Origin of the sequence: Lacrimispora sp. BS-2 (assembly GCF_040207125.1) — a bacterium.
Lineage (GTDB): Bacteria > Bacillota > Clostridia > Lachnospirales > Lachnospiraceae > Lacrimispora.
Map to the genome: position 1 here is coordinate 1,520,101 of NZ_CP157940.1, position 20,166 is coordinate 1,540,266.

General features: G+C 43.7%; 16 protein-coding genes. 2 read left to right on the forward strand and 14 right to left on the reverse strand.

The genetic code is table 11. The features are described 5' to 3' along the window. Nucleotides 1-16: 16 nt before the first annotated feature. The 4 genes from ABFV83_RS07265 to ABFV83_RS07280 form a co-directional block, all read right to left on the reverse strand. Nucleotides 17-1,195 (reverse strand): glycoside hydrolase family 88 protein, encoded by a 1,179-nt coding sequence (locus ABFV83_RS07265; RefSeq protein WP_349948234.1) that lies wholly within the window; start codon nucleotides 1,193-1,195, stop codon nucleotides 17-19. A gap of 36 nt (nucleotides 1,196-1,231) precedes the next feature. After that, nucleotides 1,232-2,059 (reverse strand): carbohydrate ABC transporter permease, encoded by an 828-nt coding sequence (locus ABFV83_RS07270; protein WP_349948235.1) that lies wholly within the window; start codon nucleotides 2,057-2,059, stop codon nucleotides 1,232-1,234. Nucleotides 2,060-2,071: 12 nt separating this feature from the next. Then, on the reverse strand, nucleotides 2,072-2,968 hold the full coding sequence (locus tag ABFV83_RS07275) for a sugar ABC transporter permease (RefSeq protein WP_349948885.1): 897 nt from the start codon (nucleotides 2,966-2,968) through the stop codon (nucleotides 2,072-2,074). A 112-nt stretch (nucleotides 2,969-3,080) separates the two neighbouring features. Beyond that, nucleotides 3,081-4,427, reverse strand: a complete 1,347-nt coding sequence (locus tag ABFV83_RS07280; protein ID WP_349948236.1) for a sugar ABC transporter substrate-binding protein — start codon at nucleotides 4,425-4,427, stop codon at nucleotides 3,081-3,083. Nucleotides 4,428-4,687: 260 nt separating this feature from the next. Between ABFV83_RS07280 and ABFV83_RS07285 the strand changes: the two genes are divergently transcribed. After that, a complete protein-coding gene (locus tag ABFV83_RS07285; protein WP_349948237.1) occupies nucleotides 4,688-6,445 on the forward strand; it encodes a sensor histidine kinase in 1,758 nt (585 codons plus the stop codon). Between the two features lie 29 nt (nucleotides 6,446-6,474). Continuing rightward, a complete protein-coding gene (locus ABFV83_RS07290; protein WP_349948238.1) occupies nucleotides 6,475-8,097 on the forward strand; it encodes an AraC family transcriptional regulator in 1,623 nt (540 codons plus the stop codon). A gap of 177 nt (nucleotides 8,098-8,274) precedes the next feature. On the opposite strand, the gene ABFV83_RS07295 is transcribed toward ABFV83_RS07290, so the two are convergent. The 10 genes from ABFV83_RS07295 to ABFV83_RS07340 all read right to left on the reverse strand — a co-directional run bounded on the left by ABFV83_RS07295 (nucleotide 8,275) and on the right by ABFV83_RS07340 (nucleotide 20,079). Beyond that, nucleotides 8,275-8,634, reverse strand: a complete 360-nt coding sequence (locus ABFV83_RS07295; protein WP_349948239.1) for a hypothetical protein — start codon at nucleotides 8,632-8,634, stop codon at nucleotides 8,275-8,277. A gap of 242 nt (nucleotides 8,635-8,876) precedes the next feature. Further along, a complete protein-coding gene (locus tag ABFV83_RS07300) occupies nucleotides 8,877-9,785 on the reverse strand; it encodes a hypothetical protein (RefSeq protein WP_349948240.1) in 909 nt (302 codons plus the stop codon). Beyond that, nucleotides 9,782-10,237 carry a hypothetical protein gene (locus tag ABFV83_RS07305; protein ID WP_349948241.1) on the reverse strand — a complete coding sequence of 152 codons (456 nt, stop codon included), beginning with the start codon at nucleotides 10,235-10,237 and terminating at the stop codon, nucleotides 9,782-9,784. Before ABFV83_RS07305 ends, ABFV83_RS07300 begins: the two co-directional genes overlap by 4 nt. A gap of 469 nt (nucleotides 10,238-10,706) precedes the next feature. Continuing rightward, nucleotides 10,707-11,930, reverse strand: a complete 1,224-nt coding sequence (gene ilvA / locus ABFV83_RS07310; RefSeq protein ID WP_349948242.1) for a threonine ammonia-lyase — start codon at nucleotides 11,928-11,930, stop codon at nucleotides 10,707-10,709. Nucleotides 11,931-11,933: 3 nt separating this feature from the next. Then, on the reverse strand, nucleotides 11,934-12,875 hold the full coding sequence (gene ftsY, locus ABFV83_RS07315; protein ID WP_349948243.1) for a signal recognition particle-docking protein FtsY: 942 nt from the start codon (nucleotides 12,873-12,875) through the stop codon (nucleotides 11,934-11,936). A gap of 11 nt (nucleotides 12,876-12,886) precedes the next feature. Beyond that, a complete protein-coding gene (gene smc / locus ABFV83_RS07320; RefSeq protein WP_349948244.1) occupies nucleotides 12,887-16,447 on the reverse strand; it encodes a chromosome segregation protein SMC in 3,561 nt (1,186 codons plus the stop codon). A gap of 46 nt (nucleotides 16,448-16,493) precedes the next feature. Further along, nucleotides 16,494-17,237: a ribonuclease III gene (gene rnc / locus ABFV83_RS07325; RefSeq protein WP_349948886.1), complete on the reverse strand. Its 744-nt coding sequence runs from the start codon at nucleotides 17,235-17,237 to the stop codon at nucleotides 16,494-16,496. A 72-nt stretch (nucleotides 17,238-17,309) separates the two neighbouring features. Continuing rightward, nucleotides 17,310-17,540, reverse strand: a complete 231-nt coding sequence (acpP, locus tag ABFV83_RS07330; protein ID WP_054737838.1) for an acyl carrier protein — start codon at nucleotides 17,538-17,540, stop codon at nucleotides 17,310-17,312. 34 nt (nucleotides 17,541-17,574) lie between these two features. Beyond that, on the reverse strand, nucleotides 17,575-18,624 hold the full coding sequence (gene plsX / locus ABFV83_RS07335; protein ID WP_349948887.1) for a phosphate acyltransferase PlsX: 1,050 nt from the start codon (nucleotides 18,622-18,624) through the stop codon (nucleotides 17,575-17,577). Nucleotides 18,625-18,720: 96 nt separating this feature from the next. Then, entirely contained in the window at nucleotides 18,721-20,079 is a 1,359-nt protein-coding gene (locus tag ABFV83_RS07340) for an MATE family efflux transporter (RefSeq protein WP_349948245.1), read from the reverse strand. Between the last annotated feature and the right edge of the window lie 87 nt (nucleotides 20,080-20,166).

Below are 20,166 nucleotides of genomic sequence, written 5' to 3' on the forward strand. Positions count from 1 at the left end.
TATACTTGCACAGTTCTTACCAGTACAGTTCCCAATCCTTTGAAAGCCTGGTAAGAGCCTCCATATAGAAATAGTCGCCCCAGGTGTTGCACTCATCAACGCCCCGGTTCGTACAGGTATTCTCCTTGGAATCTCTGGCATAAGTGCCATGAAGCAAAAGTCCATTGGATTTTTTGTAATCCTTGTTAGCACAATGATCTGCCAGCGCCCTGAGCATCCGGTCAGCTGCATCTAAATATACCATGGCTTTATCTTTTTCCAGATATTTTGCCATTTCCAGGATTCCGCAGACAGCAATGGCTGAAGCAGAAGAATCTCTCGGCTCCGTGCTTTCTGTATCAAAGTCAAAATCCCAGTACGGAACAAGATCATCCGGCAGATGTTCGATAAAATAATCGGTTACACGGCAGAATAAATCCATGTATTCCGTATTCTTTAAATACCGATAGCTTAAGGCAATTCCGTATATGCCCCAGGCCTGGCCTCTGGCCCATGCAGAGCCATCGCGGTTTCCCTGGTGGGTCACGCCATAAGTCGGTTCACCTGTTTCCACGTCAAAGAAATGAGTATGGTACGTGGAATCATCGGGACGCAGAATGCATTTCATGGCAGTCTTTATATGGTTTTCCGCCTTTTCTTCATAAGAAGGATCTCCCGTCACTTCCGTTGCCCAGTAAAGCAGAGGAAGATTTAACAGACAGTCAATAATCAGTCTGTATTCCTTCGGCTCTCCCGGATTTCCCCAGGCCTGAAGGAATTTTCCTTTTTCCCGGTAACGTTCTGCCAGATGGTCCGCTGCTAAAAGGGCTGCCTTTTTGGCATGTTCATTGCCGGTCAGTTTATAGGCTGCCACACAGGACAAGCTGAATAAAAATCCCATATCATGATGGTTTACATCAATTTTATTCTCGATTCTATTAAGAAAGCTTTCAACCTGTACTTCCGCTGCTTTCCGGAATGCCTCATCACCAGTATGCTCATAAGCCAGCCAGATCACTCCTGTCCAGAAACCTGTTGTCCATTCTACATTTTCTGTTGCTTCATAAAATCCGTTAAAACTGTTGGAAGACTGGAATTTATCCGTAAATACCAAAAGGTTTTCTTTGACGATCTTTACCGCATCATCAAGAGCCTTTTTTACCATGCCTTCTTCCATTCCAGGATAAGTTTTTATTTGTTCCAATGTCTGTGCCATATACTTTTCCTTTCCTCTTACTTTCCATCTTTCCAGTTAGCCCTTGATTCCGCTGGCTGCAACGCCCTCTACAAAGAACTTCTGACAGCTTAAAAATACAATGATAACCGGGATCAAAGAACATACAGAAGCAGCCATGATCCATGCATAATCAGCTCCAAACTGGGATATAAACATACGGATTCCCAACTGAATGGTCTTTAATTCCTTTGTCTTTAAATAGATGAGCGGTCCCATGAAATCATTCCATACATTGGTAAACGTAAAGATTGTCAAAGTTGCCATCGCCGGCTTTCCAAGAGGAAATACGATTTTTGCGAATATGCCGTACTCGTTTAACCCGTCAATCCTGGCGGCTTCGCATAATTCGTCAGGAATGCTGATATAAAACTGGCGGATCAAAAATACGCCGAATGCGGAAAATGCCTGCATCAGAATTAATCCTAAGTGGGTATCGTTAAGGCCAAGCTTGGAAACCAGAATAAACTGAGGAACCATGTAGACCTGCCATGGAACGGCTATCGTCGTTACATACATAAGGAAGATTAAATCTCTGCCTTTAAAACGTGTCTTTGTAAAACCGTAAGCAGCAAAGCAGCTGGTGAACAGCTGGATTATGGTCGTAATGACCGTCAGCTTGGCGGTATTGAGAAAGAAGGTCACAAGGGGCAGCTTCTTCCAGATGATTTTATAGTTCTCCCAATGCATGGATTCCGGCCACCAGGTCATCGGTACGGAAAATACGTCTTTATTAAGCTTTAAAGAAGAAATCACCATCCAATAAAAGGGCACCAGCATAAAAAGGGATAAAGCAATCAATCCCAGATACAGAAATATGTTTAAATTCTTTGTTTTTGTTCTCATCGCTTTCCCTCCTTACATCAAATCTTTAGACCACTTCTTTTCACCGGCAAACTGAATCAGGGTGACAACAAGTACTACCGAAAACAGAACCAAGGCTCCCGCGCTTGCAGGTCCAAACTCCCAGCTGGTAAACGCCTTTTCATAAATGTAATTGACCAGAGTCTTGGTGGCATTACCAGGACCTCCTCCTGTCATTACATATACAAGGTCAAATACCTTAAAGCACTGGATCGTCAGCATGATCAGCACGAAGAAGGTGGTTGGAGTCAGCATGGGAATGGTAATATACCGAAGCTTCTGGAAGCCGTTGGCCCCGTCAATTCCGGCCGCTTCATAAAGAGAACCTGAGATTCCCTGAAGGGCTGCCAAATATACGATCATATAGTATCCCATGTATTTCCATACGCTTACCACAGAAATGGCTACCATGGCCCATTTCACATCCACAACCCATCTGGGGGGCTTGGAAATTCCAATGAATCTAAGGAATTCATTGATCGGTCCAAAATCCGGCTGGAACAGCATATTCCACACCGCGCCTACTGCTACGATGGAAGCAATATAAGGGAAATACAGTGCTGTACGGAAAATTGCGATCCCCTTTAACTTGTTATTCAACAGAACTGCCAGTAAAAGCGCCAGCACTAAGGTTGGGAATACCGTAAGCAGTGCGTATTGAATGGTGTGAATAAAGGATTGAACAAATATCCTGTCACCGAAAATTTGAGCGAAATTTTTTAATCCTACGAATTCCATGGGAGCACGGGAGCCATCCCATTTCATAACGCTTAAAACAAAAGAAAAGATTACGGGAATGAATACAAAAATTGCATATCCAATTAAGTTGGGCAGAATAAATGAATAACCAATCAGGTTACTTCGGATCGCCTTCATTTGATGTGACGTCATTGTCTTTTTTACTTCTTTCATACAGGGTTAACCTCCTTTTCACCTGCTTTTTGCCGCAAAAAGAGCGCCTTGCCATAATGTTAGAAAAGGCGCTCTCCGGGCAATCAATTTTTTACCAGCCCTTGATCTCCGCAACACGCTTGTTCAGCTCTTCGATTCCCTGATCAACGGTATACTGCTTGATCATGATCATTTCATGAACTTCTTCAAGTACAGTTTTGATTTCAGTAATCTTCGGATCTAAAGGACGGTCAAATATATAGTGGCTATAAGACAACGCTTCAAGGTTTGATTCTCCTTCTGGGAAGAACTGTGCAGAAGCAATGGTCTTTAATGAATCTTCTGTCTGGATACCGGTAAATACTCCCTGTTCAGCCAGGATATTTGCTGCTTCCTCGCTGGTTGCAAACTTAACAAAATCCCAGGATAAGTCAGGCTCATCGGTGTAAGCGCTGATTCCAACAGGAGTAAGAGCTCCTACTGTGTAGCCGGCATCTGTATCAGCAGGATGTGGAATCCTTGCAATGCCCCAGTTAAAGGATGTTTCATCTGATGCGCGGGACTGGATCATAGTTGCGATAAACCAGGTACCCATTGGCATCATGGCACACTGCTGATTTTTGAATACGGAAGAATAATGAATATTTCCTGTTTTTAAGGTAGAGAAGTCCTGAATATAACCATTATCCTGTAAGGAAAGAGCTTCCTCATACCATGGCTTTAAGAAGGAATAATCCTTTTCAACCACTGTATGTTTTCCATCCTGAACAGCCCAGTTGGATACAAGTGCCTGCCAGATATGGTTATGTCCTCCATATACCTTTGAACTGCCTTCTCCGGAGGTCAGCTTAGCTGCAAGGGCATCATACTCATCCCAGGTCATATCATTGGATGGATAGGCAACACCAGCAGCATCAAAAAGATCTTTGTTATAGTATAATACATACCAGTCGGAACGGTATGGAAGTCCATAAGTGGCTCCGTTGTACTGAAGCTGCTCTGCTGCACCATTGTAAACAGACAAATCAACATTGTCCTTCTTCATGAAATCATCCAGAGGAAGAAGCTGATTTTTATCTGCCATCTGAAGCATGGATCCCATGTCCTTTACCCAGATTACATCTGGATCCGGCTGTGCTGCGGATAAGCTGATTCCCAGGGAATTATTGTATTCGTCAGCTGATGTATCAATAACGTTAATCTCAACATTTGGATTTTTCGCCATGTAAGCATCAACAACTGCCTGAAATGTAGGTGCTGTATCATAGTCCCATGTAGTAACGGAAAGAACCTTCTTCTCCCCTGTGCCCTTTGCTTTATCATCTGCTTTTGTTGTTTCTGCAGCAGTTGTTGCTCCGTCTGCAGCACTGCTCTCAGATGTCTTGCTGCCACAGGCAGTCAGAGATGCGCATGCCATTCCGGCTGCTAGCACCATAGCTAAAACTCGTTTTAATCTCATTCGATTGAAACCTCCCTTTTTTTAGAACCACGCGTGTGTGTTCCTTATGGTATATAAGATACCAGATTTGGGTTCATATCGGAATAAACGATTTGCATAATTCTATTATTTTTTTTACCCTTACCAGACTTTCATGGTTTTAAACATGTATTATATTCAGATTCTTATACTTTTTTAAGATTAATTTCTATATTCGTTGAATTTATACAGAATAAAGGATATGATATTATTGAATTTATTCCCGTGAAAGGATCCTTGCCATGCCCCGCACATTCCAGTACAAATTTCTTCTGTATAATCTTCTGGTAGTCATAAGCATTGCCTGCGCAGTCAGCTTTTATAACTATCGCTCTTATTATAAGGATGCCATTCAGAACGAAACGGAAAATTCCGTCAACCGCATCCAGATTTTGTCCGACCGGATGGAAGTAGCCTATGAGGAAATGGTCAATATTGTTGTGACATGTTCCGAAAGAAAGTCTTTATTTTCTACTCCCTCTCTGAAACGGTCAGACGGGGAGTCCGCCTATATCAAGCTGTATGCCTCTAATGTGCTGAAGGATTTTTGTGCGATTTCAGGATATAGCAAATATATTTATAAAATTGCACTTTATAACAACGGGGAAGTCCTGCAGGCAGGAAGTGCCTACGGCTCCACTCACGATGTCAATGACATCCAAAATGCGCCCTGGTTCCATGATTTGCTTTCCCGTGAAAATACACAGTATCTTCTTTCCCTTGAGGACAACCCTTTTTCTCCAACGAATTACACCCCAAAGCTTCTTCCTCTTTTAAGACCTTTAAAATATGTATCCGGCAGCCGGCCGGAAGATGCCTGGATATTTCTGGCCATTTCTCCCCGCCTGTTTTCTGATACCCTGGAAAGCATGGGCGATGGACAGATTCTCTATGCGGTCACTTTAGATGGAAGCATCATTTCCTCTGTTAATGGAGATTCTTATGATGTTTCCGATTTGCTGGTCACTTTTAAAAATTCAAAAGAGCCTCAGGGCAATTTCCGCACCTGGCTCAATGGAAAGGATTGCATCATTTCCTATCAGAGACAAGGCATCAGCGGGCTTATTTTCTTTCAGATCCTTCCAATTTCAGACCTAAACCTGGATCATGGCATGATTGGAGGTACCATTGCCCTCATATTCTTTTTCTGCTGCGGCATCGGCCTGACCTTGTCCTGGTTCATAGCCCGCCAGCTGAGCGCCCCGATCAGCCGTTTGAAAAAACGCCTGGAATTCATTTCCCAGGGAAATTTTGACCCGGACCGCTCCATTGAAACAGATGACGAAATCGGCAGCATAGGAAAACAGATCAACCAGATGTCCAACCGGATCTCCGACCTTCTGGAAACCAGAGTTCAAAGTGAAAAAGAAAAACGGGATCTGGAAATCAAAATGCTTCAGGCCCAGATCAACCCCCATTTCCTATATAATACCCTGGATTCTATCAAATGGATCGCGACCATGCAGAAAAACAGCGGGATCGTCCAGGTGGTCACTGCCCTTTCCTCTCTGTTAAAGAACATGGCAAAGGGATTTAATGAAAAAGTAACCCTTCGTCAGGAATTGGATTTTTTGCAAAATTATGTTATTATAGAGAAGATCCGCTATATTGAACTTTTTGATGTGACCACCCAGGTTGACCAGGAAGTTTTATACGATGCCAAAATCGTGAAGCTGACCCTTCAGCCGCTTGTGGAAAATGCCATCTTTAACGGAATTGAACCAAGCGGAAGAAACGGTCTGATACAGATACACGTTTTTTCTGAAAACGGCGTTCTTTATATTACAGTAAGGGACAACGGCATCGGCATTTCCCCGGAAGACATTGAAACACTGCTGACAGATACTTCCCGCATTACGAGAAGCAACATGAGCGGAATCGGACTTCCCAATGTGGACCGGAGATTAAAGCTGGTTTACGGAGAAGAATACGGATTAAAGCTGGAAAGCGAATTAGACCAATACACATTGATTACCATTGCCCTTCCTCTGGAATTTTAGAAAGGGCTGACAAAGGGGTATAAAACAGCATGTACCGAATTATAATTATAGATGACGAGCCGCTTATTCTGGCTGGTATCGCCTCCCTGATCATATGGGAAAACTATGAATGCACTATTATTGGAAAGGCAACCAACGGCCCTTCCGCCTATGACATGATCATGGACCTTCATCCGGATATCGTCATAACAGACATCCGGATGCCCGTACTGAACGGACTGGATCTGGTGGAAAAATGCAAGGAAAACGGCTGTGACTTTGCTTTTATCGTATTAACAAACTTAGAGGAATTTCATCTGGTAAAAAAGGCCCTTTCCCTGGGTGCTTCAGACTATCTGGTGAAAATTGATTTAAATGAGGAAGCCCTTGTGGCCGCTTTGGAACGGGCCAAGGAAGCCTTTGATTTGCTGGCTAATAAGCAGAACCGGCTCCTTGACAGCCAGCTTAAGAATAACCAGGAGGACCTGGCTAAGACAGCGTTCCGCCGCCTTTTTCTTACCCAGGAGGCAGTTCCTGATATCCCTGCAGAGCTTGAGGCGCAGTATCCAACTCCTTTTGTTATCCTGTTTTCCTTAAACCCTATCCATATTGATTTTGAAGCAGGCGGGGGGAGTTATGACCTTCATTCCGTCAGCAGGCAGCTTATGGATATACTGGGCGGGATTGCGGCAAGGTTTTTCTTTCATTATACGGTCCTGGAATACCGGCAGGATACCTTTCTCCTTACAGCCTCTTTAAAAGAGGAGGTCTTTTCCCAAAGCGTTATAAGGGAATTCTGCCAGAAGTTCAGCGTTGCTTTAAAGACTTATTTTGAGCTGTCCGCCGTTTACGGCGTCAGCAGGGCAAAAGAAAAGATTTCAGAGCTTCCCCAGGCATTCTCAGAAGCCATGACAGCACTGGAATATTACTACTTTGATTCTTCATCCCAGGTGGTATTTTACGAAGGACAGTCTTCCAATTCCAGCCATGCGAAGAAGTTCAATATCAATGTATTTAAAAAAGATCTGGCTGCTTATATAAGCCAGAACGACAGCGAAAAGCTGGCCTCCATCTTTGAAGACATCATCACCCTGTTCCGGGATAACAGGCCTCGTAAGGAACAGGCCACCAGCGCCTGCATCAATATTTACACCTATCTCTATTCATTTTTTGAAACAGGGGATGACAGCTATCAGGAGATCTTTCCCTATACCATCAACATTGCAGAGCAGCTGAACAATTTTAACAGTCTGGAGGACATTTTAGAATGGCTGAGAAGCTTCTGCCAAAAGCTGTGCCGTCTTTTGGATGACCGGAAGTCTACCCGTTCCGACAAGCTGGTGGATCTGGCCAGAAGTTACATCAAGGAGCACTACATGGAGAAGCTGACCCTGGCCGATGTTGCGGAAGCTTTAAACATAAGCTCCGGGCATTTAAGCAATACCTTTAAAAAACTCACAGGTACCACCCTGTCTGATTACATTGCCCAGGTCAAGATACAGCATGCCATGGAGCTTATTGATACCCACCAGTACCTGATGTATGAAATCTCTGATAAACTGGGGTTTGATAATCCTTATTACTTCAGCAAGGTATTTAAAAAGGTTACCGGCATATCACCGAGGGAATACGAAAACCGGATCACCTATCCGTTTACAGATGAAGGAAATTAAATCATGCCTCCGGTTAATCTTTTGATCAGACCAGCTTTCAAGGCTTATGCAGATTGCAGGTAAAATCAATTATCTTTTATAATATAGAATGGAATAATCAATGCAAAAAAGAGGTTTCCCCCCTGGCGGCAAATCAACCGGGGGAACCTCCAGCACCATCAAAAGAAGGTAAGATCATTAATCCTTAAATACGATTGAATAATAAAGAATTATTTGTTTACTGCCGCAAGGGCATGTACAGCCTAAGAAAACTGTATTCTCTTGGTTGAAACAAAAACCAAAAAGATGTCCAAAAAAATTAATTAAGAACAAGAAGAAATTCAATTCTTCCTCTAACTCCCTTGTGCTGCAATAAGTGAAAACTTGGGCATACCAAAATTTACATGGTCCTCTGGAATTATCACAGCGTCTAGGAATGTCCCAATCAATATTAAATCTTTCTCTCAGTATTTCTCTCTTTTCTTCATCCGTTTTTCCTTCTATAGATCTCAATACTTCTTCTTTCAATTCTTTTAATTCTTTTCCCTGTATTTTCATAACAGCATTGCGCCCCCTTAATATATACTTACAATATAATAATATTCAATATAATATTTTTTGACACAAGCCCTAATCCATAGTCTTTGTGCTGCAGGGATTGTATTATGGCTGGAAGAACCCAGGGAATACAGGTTCAATCAGGCAGCATAAAAAAAGGGGGGCTACTCTACAGATGATTTTTCATCTGTAGAGCAACGCCCCCTTTTGTAAAACATATGCACTTTCATGAACCTGTAAAACTAATTATCTTTTTCTGTCACATTACGATATAAACAGTTACCTCTTTTTTCACAAATAATCAACATCTTGCTTATAACCGCAGAAAGCAAAAACATGACTATACAAATGCCCGCATTAAAAGCCAAGTATGGAAAAAGACTTCTCATATCTTCAGTTGCCAGTAGTAGAGAAAACCAATCCAGAAAATTAAACAAAAAGTATTTTACGCAGTAAAATGTTATAATCAGTATATAATACTTTTTTAATTGAGGGTACAGTTTCCAGACTACAACAGTAAAAACTACGGCAAAAATCAATACCAATGCCAGATTGGAAGAGTACTCAACTGTTCTTTTCTCCATGCTTCCATTATTTATATGCTCAGCCATTGTGGTTGTAGTATAAACCATATAATTTCCATATATGTTGCTGGTTCCCAATATTATTCCAACTATACCCGTTTTAACTAATGCACAGAGAGGCAAAAAAGTCTTTTTTGTTATCACATGATTCCAAACTTTGAATCGTCTGGCATTTACACAGAAAGCAAACAGAACAACGGGAATGGGGAATAACAGTTGACGTATTGATTTTGTCCAATCCGGGCCATGAATGGAGATAAACAAAACACTGTCAAAAAAAATGTCATGGTCTGTGACAAAATCGTTCACATAAAGGCTCACAGAACTGGAAATACACCAAAACAATAATATTCCAAGAGCATTCATCCAATAGATGTCAATTTCAGAAAAAAATTTCCTTATAAATATGGGCAGCAACAGGGTAAAAGCAATACCCAATACCCAATTCCACTCACTTTGAAAATAAATCAGTCCATAGGAACAGCCAGCTACCGCCATGGTTACAAGAAGTGAGAATAAACATGTTTTCTCTATGTATTTCACAGATGCTCTTTCATCTACCATCATCTCGTCCCATTGCTGCTAATCTTCCCATTATAATTACACGAAATATTAATTTTTCCATTTACATAACTAAGTGATTTTTTTCCTTTACAAGTGTATGTGGCAGTAGCTTTACTGGTCCCATTTCCAGAAATTACAATCTTTTCATCATATACTTCATTCACTCCATCCATATCGGTAACCTGACCTTCCACATCATATACTTCTACTCTTTTATCACTGCTGTCCCATTCAAAACTTGCACTGAGTTCAACAGTCATTTTTGCACTTCCTGTGCCACATACCCTGGTTTTGGTAACATCCTTACTGTCATGAACACGCAATCTCGGATTTTGTGGTTTTACATAGGTCCGCTCAACATATGGCTCACCATTTTCATCGAACCCCCATTCTTCCGATATCAGTATCCCTTTTGCGGCGTCCGGTCCTTTGTCTTCCTTCCTGAAATCTTCCATGGGCGTGGACGCCATCGCCTGAGGTGCTGCCATGGTACTGACAGTTAAGGCCATTAAAATTACTGCTGTTCATTTTTTTAACTTTTTCAATTTAGCAAATCCCTCCTTATATACATTTATATAAACAGGTGTTTGCGAAACTCCAAAACCGTTGAAAATATCATATTATCTAGCTGTAATTAGATCCTTCTCTTCAAAAACTGTGAAAATGCATCTTATTTTACTTTATTTTAATTAGTAATAATCTTATTTTAAGGCTCATAATTATATTTGATCTTTTTAAACTTAGACACATTAATTGTTTTTTGAGTTTCGCGATCACTTCATTTATATAAATTATTAGTTACATTATAATTATACTCTCCTCTCAAACTTTTACAATTTGAATTTATCGACACTATCTGACTATTTTCGACATTATTTAATTCAGATACAAATGGATATGAAGTTATGTCGCTGGTTAATAATATCAATCCCCGTAAGTCCCTTTTGATTTAACCAGCTTTGGCCGGTACCCCGCTGCCGTAAGCGCTGCCATAATCGTATTCTTATGTTCCGTTCCGAATGCCTCCAGGGTAATGCGAAGTTCCACTGCCGCATTCCGGTTGATGCTGACAAACTGGTTGTGATCCAGACGGATGACATTTCCCTGTTCTTTTGCGAGAAGTGCGGACACCTTTGCAAGCTCTCCCGGTTTATCCGGAAGCAGAATGGACACCGTAAAGATGCGGTCTCTCTGCATCAGTCCGAACTGGACAATGGAAGCCATGGTGATCACATCCATGTTTCCTCCGCTTAAGATGGAAACAATTTTTTTATTATCCACATTCATATGCTTTAATGCCGCAACCGTCAGAAGTCCTGAATTCTCCACGATCATCTTATGGTTCTCAACCATGTCAAGGAATGCCACGATCAGTTCAGAATCTTCTATGGTGATGATCTCATCCACATTTTCCTGGATGTAGGGGAAAAGCTTTCCTCCCGGACATTTCACGGCAGTTCCGTCTGCAATCGTGTTGACGTTTGGAAGGGAGACTACCTTTCCCTGACGTAAGGATTCCTGCATACAGTTGGCGCCTGCCGGCTCCACGCCGATGATCTTGATCTTGGGGTTTAACATCTTAGCCAGAGTGGACACACCTGCACAAAGACCGCCTCCTCCAATGGGAACCAGGATATAATCAACGGTAGGAAGCTCCTTGATGATCTCCATGGCAATGGTTCCCTGTCCGGACGCCACATCTAAGTCATCAAAGGCATGGACAAAGGTAAGACCACGTTCTTCTGCAAGCTTGTAGGCATAATTACAGGCCTCATCAAAGACATCACCTTCCAGTATGACCTCAGCACCATAGCCTTTGGTACGGTTCACCTTCATAAGAGGCGCAGTGGTGGGCATAACGATGGTTGCCGGAATGCCGGCCAGCTTTGCCGCATAGGCAACGCCCTGGGCGTGATTGCCTGCAGAAGCGGCAATAAGACCCTTGGATTTCTCTTCTTCCGACAAAGTGCTGATCTTATAATAAGCCCCTCTCACCTTGTAAGCACCGGTATACTGCATGTTTTCCGGCTTAAAATATACCTTATTGCCCGTCTGGTTGGAGAAATACTCACTGTATATCAGTTTTGTTTCCAGGATAACTTTGCTAACAGCTTCTGATGCTTCTTCAAACCTTTCCAATGTCAACATATTTTACGCCTCTTCTTTCTCTTCTACGTGAAACAATGCGCTTACAAATTCTTTTGCATTGAATTTCTGCAGGTCATCAAGTTTCTCTCCTACTCCAATGTATTTTACGGGAATCCCCAGCTCCGACTGGATAGCCACCGCGATTCCCCCTTTCGCGGTTCCGTCAAGCTTTGTAAGGATAATCCCGGTAATATCAGCAACCTCCATAAATTGCTTTGCCTGGACAAGGGCATTTTGTCCTGTGGTCCCGTCAAGTACTACCAGGGTTTCCCGGTATGCCTCCGGGTATTCCTTATCAATGATCCGGTTGATCTTTTTAAGCTCTTCCATCAGGTTTTTCTTGTTATGAAGGCGGCCTGCAGTATCGCAGATTAAAATATCCGCATGTCTGGATTTTGCCGCAGCTACCGCATCAAATACAACTGCCGCCGGATCGGAACCTTCCTGCTGGGCAATGATGTCCACTCCTGCCCTTTTTGCCCACTCGCTCAGCTGCTCAATGGCTGCCGCACGAAACGTATCCGCTGCAGCTACGATCACCTTTTTTCCGTCATCCTTCATCTGTCCGGCAAGCTTTCCTACTGATGTGGTCTTTCCCACTCCATTTACGCCGATGATCAAAAGAACGGACCGCCGGTTTTCAAATTCATAGGCATTTTCCCCAAGATCCATCTGCTCCATGATGCTGTCCATAAGAAGCTGCTTGCATTCCATGGGATCCTTGATATTTTGTTCCTTTATCTTTTTTCTTAAATCCTCCATAATCGACATGGTGGTCTGGATGCCCAGATCTCCCATGATCAGGATTTCTTCAATTTCCTCATAAAACTCATCATCAATGGCTGAAAAACCGCTGAATATGGAATCTACGCCCGCGATGATGTTATCCCTTGTCTTCTGCAGCCCAGCAACCAGCTTCCCAAAGAATCCCTTTTTCTCACCCATAGTCGGCCTCCTTAACTTTCTAAATCTTCTTCAATCAGGTTTACAGATACAAGCGTTGAAACGCCTTTCTCCTGCATGGTAATACCATACAGACGATCTGCAGACACCATGGTGCCACGTCTGTGTGTAATAACAATAAACTGCGTATTTTTTGTCAGCTTATGCAGGTATTTTGCAAAACGGTCCACATTGGAATCATCAAGAGCTGCTTCGATCTCGTCCAGAAGGCAGAACGGAGAAGGCTTTAAGTTCTGGATGGCAAACAGCAGCGCAATGGCCGTCAATGCCTTTTCCCCGCCGGAAAGCTGCATCATATTCTGAAGCTTCTTGCCGGGCGGCTGGGATATGATCTGGATTCCCGCTTCCAGGATATCCTCACCTTCCACCAGCTCCAAAGCACCACGTCCTCCTCCGAAAAGCTCCTTGAACACCTTGTCAAACTCCATCCGTATTTCACGGAACTTTTCCTCGAATTGTTTTCTCATTCCCGTATCCAGCTCATCGATGATCTTTAACAGGGTACCCTCTGCGGCTACCAGATCATCGTGCTGGGTCTTCATGAATTCATAACGCTCCGATACCTCTTTGTAATCCTCAATGGCATTGACATTGACATTGCCAAGCTTCCGGATTTCCTCTTTTAAGGACTGGATCATTCGCTTGATCTCAGGCAGTGACGTCCATTCCTGATTCCTCAAATCCTTTGCAGTGGAAAAAGTCAGTTCATATTCATTCCACATGTAATTGACATGGCTCTCCATCCACTCATCAAGCTTTTCCTTCTGGCTTTGGAGGCGGAACAGTTCTTTATCCAAAAGGCTGATCCTTCCCGTAAGCTCCTCTCTTTTTCGGAATAATTCCTTCTGTTCTCTGGAACTTGCTTCTTTTTGTGTGGACTTCTCGTTTATGATCCCTTCCAACTCTTCCGAGTATACCTTTTCTTCCTGGATTTTCCCCTTTAATGCCTCAATTTCCTTTTGTTTCTCTTCAATAATGGAATTGGAACCATGGGTCCCGTTTGAAAGTCCGGAAAGTTCTTCCTCCAGACGGTGAACCTCTTCCTTTACACGCCGGATATTTTCCAGTTCAAAATCATCCTTTTGCTTTAAACCTGAGGTTTTCAGCTGAACTGATGATAAGTCTTTTAAATACTGTTCCCGGTCTGCCCTGGCAGTTTCAAGCCGGCCATTTAATTGTTCCAGCTCTCCAACTGTTTCCTGGTTCTGGGTTTCCAGCTTGTCAATGGCTGTAAAAATTTCCTGCTGGCTGGCACCGACCTCCCGTATCTGCTCTTCAAGCTGGCCGTTTTCCCGCTCCAAGTCTCCGTAGGATTCTTTGATTTCTTCTTTTTTATCTTCAATCCGGCGTATATTTATTTTAACCGTATTTTGTTTTAAATAAAGCTGCTGTTTTTCCGCCCGGATCTTTTCCAGTTCTTCCCTGCTTTCCCCAAGGAGTCCTTCGTTCATCACCAGTTCTTTTTCCAGCCGCTCCACATCGGTAAGAGCCTTGGAACAGATCTCTTCCAGTTCTTCCATCTCACGCTTGCGTCCCAAAAGATTGCTTGTGTTCTTAAAAGCACCGCCTGTCATGGAACCGCCTACGCTGAGAAGTTCTCCTTCCAGGGTTACGATCCTGAAAGAATACTGGAATTTTTTTGCAAGGGCGATGGCGTGTTCAATGGTATCCACCACAACCACACGGCCCAGCAAGTGATTTAAAAGGCCTTTATACTGGCTATCCGCTTCCACCAGGGTATTAGCAAGTCCCAGAACTCCCGGCTCCGTTAAAGCCCTGTCCTGGCGAAAGGAATCCCTGTTGCCGACGCTGGTCAAGGGAAGGAAGGTGGCCCTTCCATACCGGTTTTTCTTTAAGTATTCAATGAGCTGCTTGGCAGTTTCTTCGGAATCAGTAACAATATTCTGAATGCTTCCGCCAAGAGCAGTCTCAATGGCAATTTCATATTTTTTCGGCACTGTGATCAGATCCGCCACAACCCCATGGATGCCGCGAACCCGGTCCCTTACCTCCATGATACGGCGGATGCTGCCGCCATAGCCTTCATACCGTTCCGCAATGTTTCTTAAGGATTCCAGCTTTGTATAACTGGTATGGTATTCCTGCTGCTTATCATTTAAGTTTTTGTTAAGCCTTTTGACCTCGCCTTGCAGCTCCTCAGCCCGGTTCTCACTGAATGCCTGGGCTTCCTGGCCTTCCGCGATTCTGGTTTCTATCTCATCTGCTTCCTTTTGAAGAGCTTCCAGCTGTTCTTCCTGTTCCGACTCATCGCTTTTAAATTTCAAAAGCTTCTGGCAAACCTCAGAACGGCGCACATTCACCTGTTCCAGCATGGTTTCATACCGCTGCTGTTTTGCGGTCAGGGAAGCTTTTTCATTGAGGATATCAATGATGCCGCTCTTTCCTTCCTCAATCTGATGCTCTAATAGGTGGATCTTCTCTTCCTCTGAATACAGGACTTCTTCCGCTTCTTTCAGTTCATTTACAGCAGATTTTACCTGGTCGGCAATCAGGGAACGCTCTTCCTCATAAGTGGCTGCCTGAGTCATTTTCATCTGGATTTCAGAATCAATAGCCCTCATACGGCCGGCAATGTGCTCCGCATTCATCTGTTCCGTATTGATCTGTTCCTTTAAAACATTGATCCGGCCTTCCAGGCTTCCCATTTCCATGTTGGATTTATTTTTCTCATTGCCGGCTTTGCTGATGGCCTCTTCCAGCTCCGCTAAATAGGTATCCAGTGCATCATATTTTTCCCGGATGCCTTCCGATGTCTGCTTTGCCTCCTCCAGATCACGGGATACAATGATTTCCTTTTCCTGGTTTTCCTTTACCTGTACCTGTATTCCCTCTGTCTCCATCAGGAACTGGTTGACATCATACTTTTTTAAATCTTCCTTTAAACGGAGATATTCCTTTGCCGCCTCTGATTGCCTTGCAAGGGGGCCTACCTGCTTTTCAAGCTCTGTTAAAATGTCATTCACACGGATGAGATTTTGTTTTTCATCTTCAAGCTTTTTCTGGGCAATGAGCTTGCGCCGTTTAAATTTAACAATGCCGGCGGCCTCATCAAATAATTCTCTGCGCTCCTCCGGCTTTCCGCTTAAAATCTTATCAATCTGTCCCTGTCCGATGATGGAATAGCCTTCCTTTCCGATTCCGGTATCATAGAACAATTCATAAATATCCTTTAAACGGCAGGCACTGCCATTGATCATGTACTCGCTTTCGCCGGAACGGTATACTCTCCTTGAAACCGTTACCTGGTCATAATCAATGGCCAGATGGTGATCGGAATTATCAAGGGTAATGGCAACATAGGCAAAGCCCTGTGGCTTTCTTAGTTCTGTTCCGGAGAAAATCACATCCTGCATGTTGGAGCTTCGAAGCTGCTTTACCTTCTGTTCACCAAGCACCCAGCGCACGGCATCGGCAACATTGCTCTTGCCGCTGCCGTTAGGGCCTACGATGCCGGTGATCCCGTTATGAAATTCAAAGACGATCTTATTGGCAAAAGATTTAAAACCCTGGATTTCAATACTTTTTAAATACATATTTCACTCCGACAGGCTTCACAGGGCCTGCCCTTTCTTTTCCTTATTATTGTCCATGCTTTCCGTACATAGAGGTATACCCGCAGGGTGTTTCCTTATTGTTGTCCATTCCCTTAAGGCTGAGAATCCCATGATAGGCTGCCACCTGCTCTGCTGCCTTTTTCGTCCGTCCGGTCCCCTGGCCGATCACCTCCTGGCCTATGAGGACCTGAGTCTCAAATACCTTGTTATGATCCGGTCCCTCTTCCCGCAAAAGCTCATAGCTCAAAGGCTCTTCTGTCTTACTCTGTACGATCTCCTGCAAGATAGTCTTGCTATCATAAAAGAGCTGCTTATGTTCCAGATCATTCATGATGAAACGAAGGATAAACTCTTTTGCATTAGCAAAACCACCGTCCAGATAAATGGCCCCAATCAGCGCTTCCATAGCATCAGAAACAATCGACGCACGTCCCCTGCCTCCGGTGGCTTCTTCCCCCCTGCCTAAAAGCAGATACTCTCCAAGCCTTATATCCTCTGCACAATAGGCAAGAGTCGGCTCGCAGACGATACTGGCACGTATCTTTGTCAAATCACCCTCCGGCTTTTCCGGATATTTGTGATACAGACAGTCACTGGAAACCACCTCAAGCACAGAGTCGCCCAAAAACTCCAGGCGTTCGTTGCATTCCAGCTTATTTAACCGGTGTTCATTGGCATAGGAGCTGTGGGTCATGGCCTGTGTCATAAGATGCTTGTCCGAAAAATGGTAGCCGATCCGCTCCTCCAGTTCTTTTAAATTCCTGCTCATCATACACCTCTTCTCATTATGAAAGAAGGTGCTGCGGACAGACCCAAAGGTCCCCGGCAGCACCCACATCTATTAATTTAAAGCATTCTTGATCTGTTCTACTGCGTCATTGACACTTACGATGTTTTCTGCCACTTCCGTTGGAATCTCAATATCAAATTCCTCCTCAATGCCCATAATGATCTGGAACACATCAAGGGAGTCAGCGCCAAGGTCATCCACAAATGTGGAGTTCATGGTCACCTCATCCGGCTCAATATTTAATACCTCTGCAATTATGTTCTGTAACTTCTCAAATTCCATCTCTTTTCCTTCCTCTCTCCTATTCTTGATTTCCTTATTCCTGCCCATTCTTTTTGGGCATAAAGGTATGCCCGGAGGGCGTTTCATCATTCTTTTTAAGACTTTCTCTTATCTTATCATTAATCCCCTGTTCTTTGAAGGTTACGCACTGAAGTATGGAGTTCTTCACTTCTACTGCCTTTGAATTCCCATGGGTTTTTACAACCAAGCCATTAAGTCCTAACAGCGGCGCACCGCCGTGTTCAGATACATCAAATGATTTCAGGCTTTCCTTCAAAGCAGGCTTTACAAGCAGCGCTCCGATTTTGCTCCTTAAACTTCCCATCATACCGCGTTTTACCTTATTAATTAAGGTCGCTCCAACTCCTTCGTAAAGCTTCAGGATTACATTGCCTACAAATGCCTCACAAATAATGACATCTGCACCGCCATGCGGAATCTCCCTGGCTTCGATGCTTCCGGTAAAATGGATATCCTTGCACTCCTTTAACAGTGGAAAGGTTTCTTTTACAAGCGCATTTCCCTTTTCTTCTTCTGCGCCGATATTAACGATAGCCACTCTTGGATTCTTGACTCCCACTACATGCTCCATGTAAAGGGATCCCATCCTGGCAAACTGTACCAAGTGGGATGGTCTTGCATCCACATTGGCTCCGCAGTCAATCAGCAGGGAAACGCCTTTTTCCGTTGGGATAAGCGGTGCCAGCGGTGGTCTTTCCACCCCTCTTATCCGTCCGACAATTACCTGTCCGCCAACCAGTATAGCGCCGGAACTGCCAGCCGATACAAATGCATCCGCTTGCCTTTGTTTTACCAGATTCATCCCCACAACGATGGAAGAATCTTTCTTCTTTCGTATGGCGTTAACCGGAGGTTCATCCGTCTCGATTACCTCTGACGCATTCACAATCTGTATCTGATCCTTTTGATACGTATGTTTCTTTAACTCCTCTGATACAATATGCTCCTGCCCTACTAAGAGAACCTGGATTTCTTTATTCGCGTTCACCGCCTCTACGGCTCCGGCTACCATCTCTACCGGTGCATAGTCACCGCCCATGGCGTCAACAGCTACTTTTATCATCATGATTCTCCTTTCAAATATCGCCTAAGATAATCTATTACATAATATACTAAATATTATACTATAAATCAATAATAAATTAAGAAAAATAAAAGATCAGACAGGACCTTGGCTTTCCCTGTTTTTTTCCACCTTTTTCATAATATAGACATATGAAATTAATGTAAACAGCCCGGCGCTTAACCAAGCAGCCGGATCACAGGCACAGGCTAAGGGAAAACTTAAAAGCCTGATCGCCACTGCAGCTGTTACCAGTCTGGCAACAAGCTCTACAACTCCTCCCAGCATGGGAAGAAAGCCATAACCGCATCCCTGCATGGTGTTTCTGAATATGAAAATCATTCCAAGAGGAATATAAAAAACAGAACATAGATAAATATAGGTTTTCGCCCATGGAAGCATTTCCGTTATATCCACATCTCCAGAGAAAAACAGCCTTAAAGCATAGGGAAGGGCTAAGCAGACAATAACAGAACAAAGAACCGAATACACCACCCCCGTCCCAAGCACCAGCCTGACGCCATGGCGGATTCTTCCTATGTCACCCTTTCCGTAATTTTGACCCGAATACGTAGCCATTGTCTGACCCATGGCAAGCATTCCCTGAATGACCATGCCCTGAAACTTATTGGCGGCCGTATAGGCTGCTACTGCGGTTGAACCGAATAAATTAACAGCCGACTGCATGATGATGGTTCCTGATGCAGTGATTCCAAACTGAAGAGCCATGGGAATTCCCACGGAAAGCTGGTGCCTTGTATCCGTCTCATTCAGTTTCCAGTGATTCCTCTTTGGAGTTAAAACCGGCACCTTTTTATAGATATAGAAGATACACAGGATTGCGGATATCCCCTGAGAAAGATTGGTCGCCCAGGCAGCTCCGGCCACTCCCATTTTAAACTTAATAATAAAAACAAGGTCCAGCACCACGTTTAAGCAGGCGGAAAACATCAGGAACAAAAGAGGGCTCCGGCTGTTTCCAACGGAACGGAGATAAGAGGAAAACAGATTGTAAAATACATTTGCAATAATTCCCATACAAATGATGGAAATGTAGGTATAAGCATCCTCGAAAATATCCCCGGGTGTGTTCATAGCCCTTAATAGTGTTCTCATGAAGGCCAGGCTTAATACTGTCATGGCCGCAACAACAAAAAATGACAGGATGATCCCGTTAGCCACAGAGCGCTTCGCACCATTTTCATCCCCTGCCCCAAAGCGCTGGCTGGTAAGAACCGTAAATCCGGTGCTCATTCCCTGGGAAAATCCAATAACCAGAAACATGATAGTACCGGTGGAGCCTACTGCGGCCAGGGCATCCGGCCCAACAAAACGGCCGACAATAATGGTATCTGCCATGTTATAAAGCTGCTGAAAAATATTTCCCATTAGAAGCGGAAGCGTAAATTTTAAAATGATCGGAAGAGGATTGCCTCTTGTCATATCGGTTTCCATTTTTTTCCATCCTATGTTTAAAAATTATATCCTCTTTTAAGAGGCGCATGGGTTATTTTATCACGTTCCCCGCCAGTTGTCACTCCT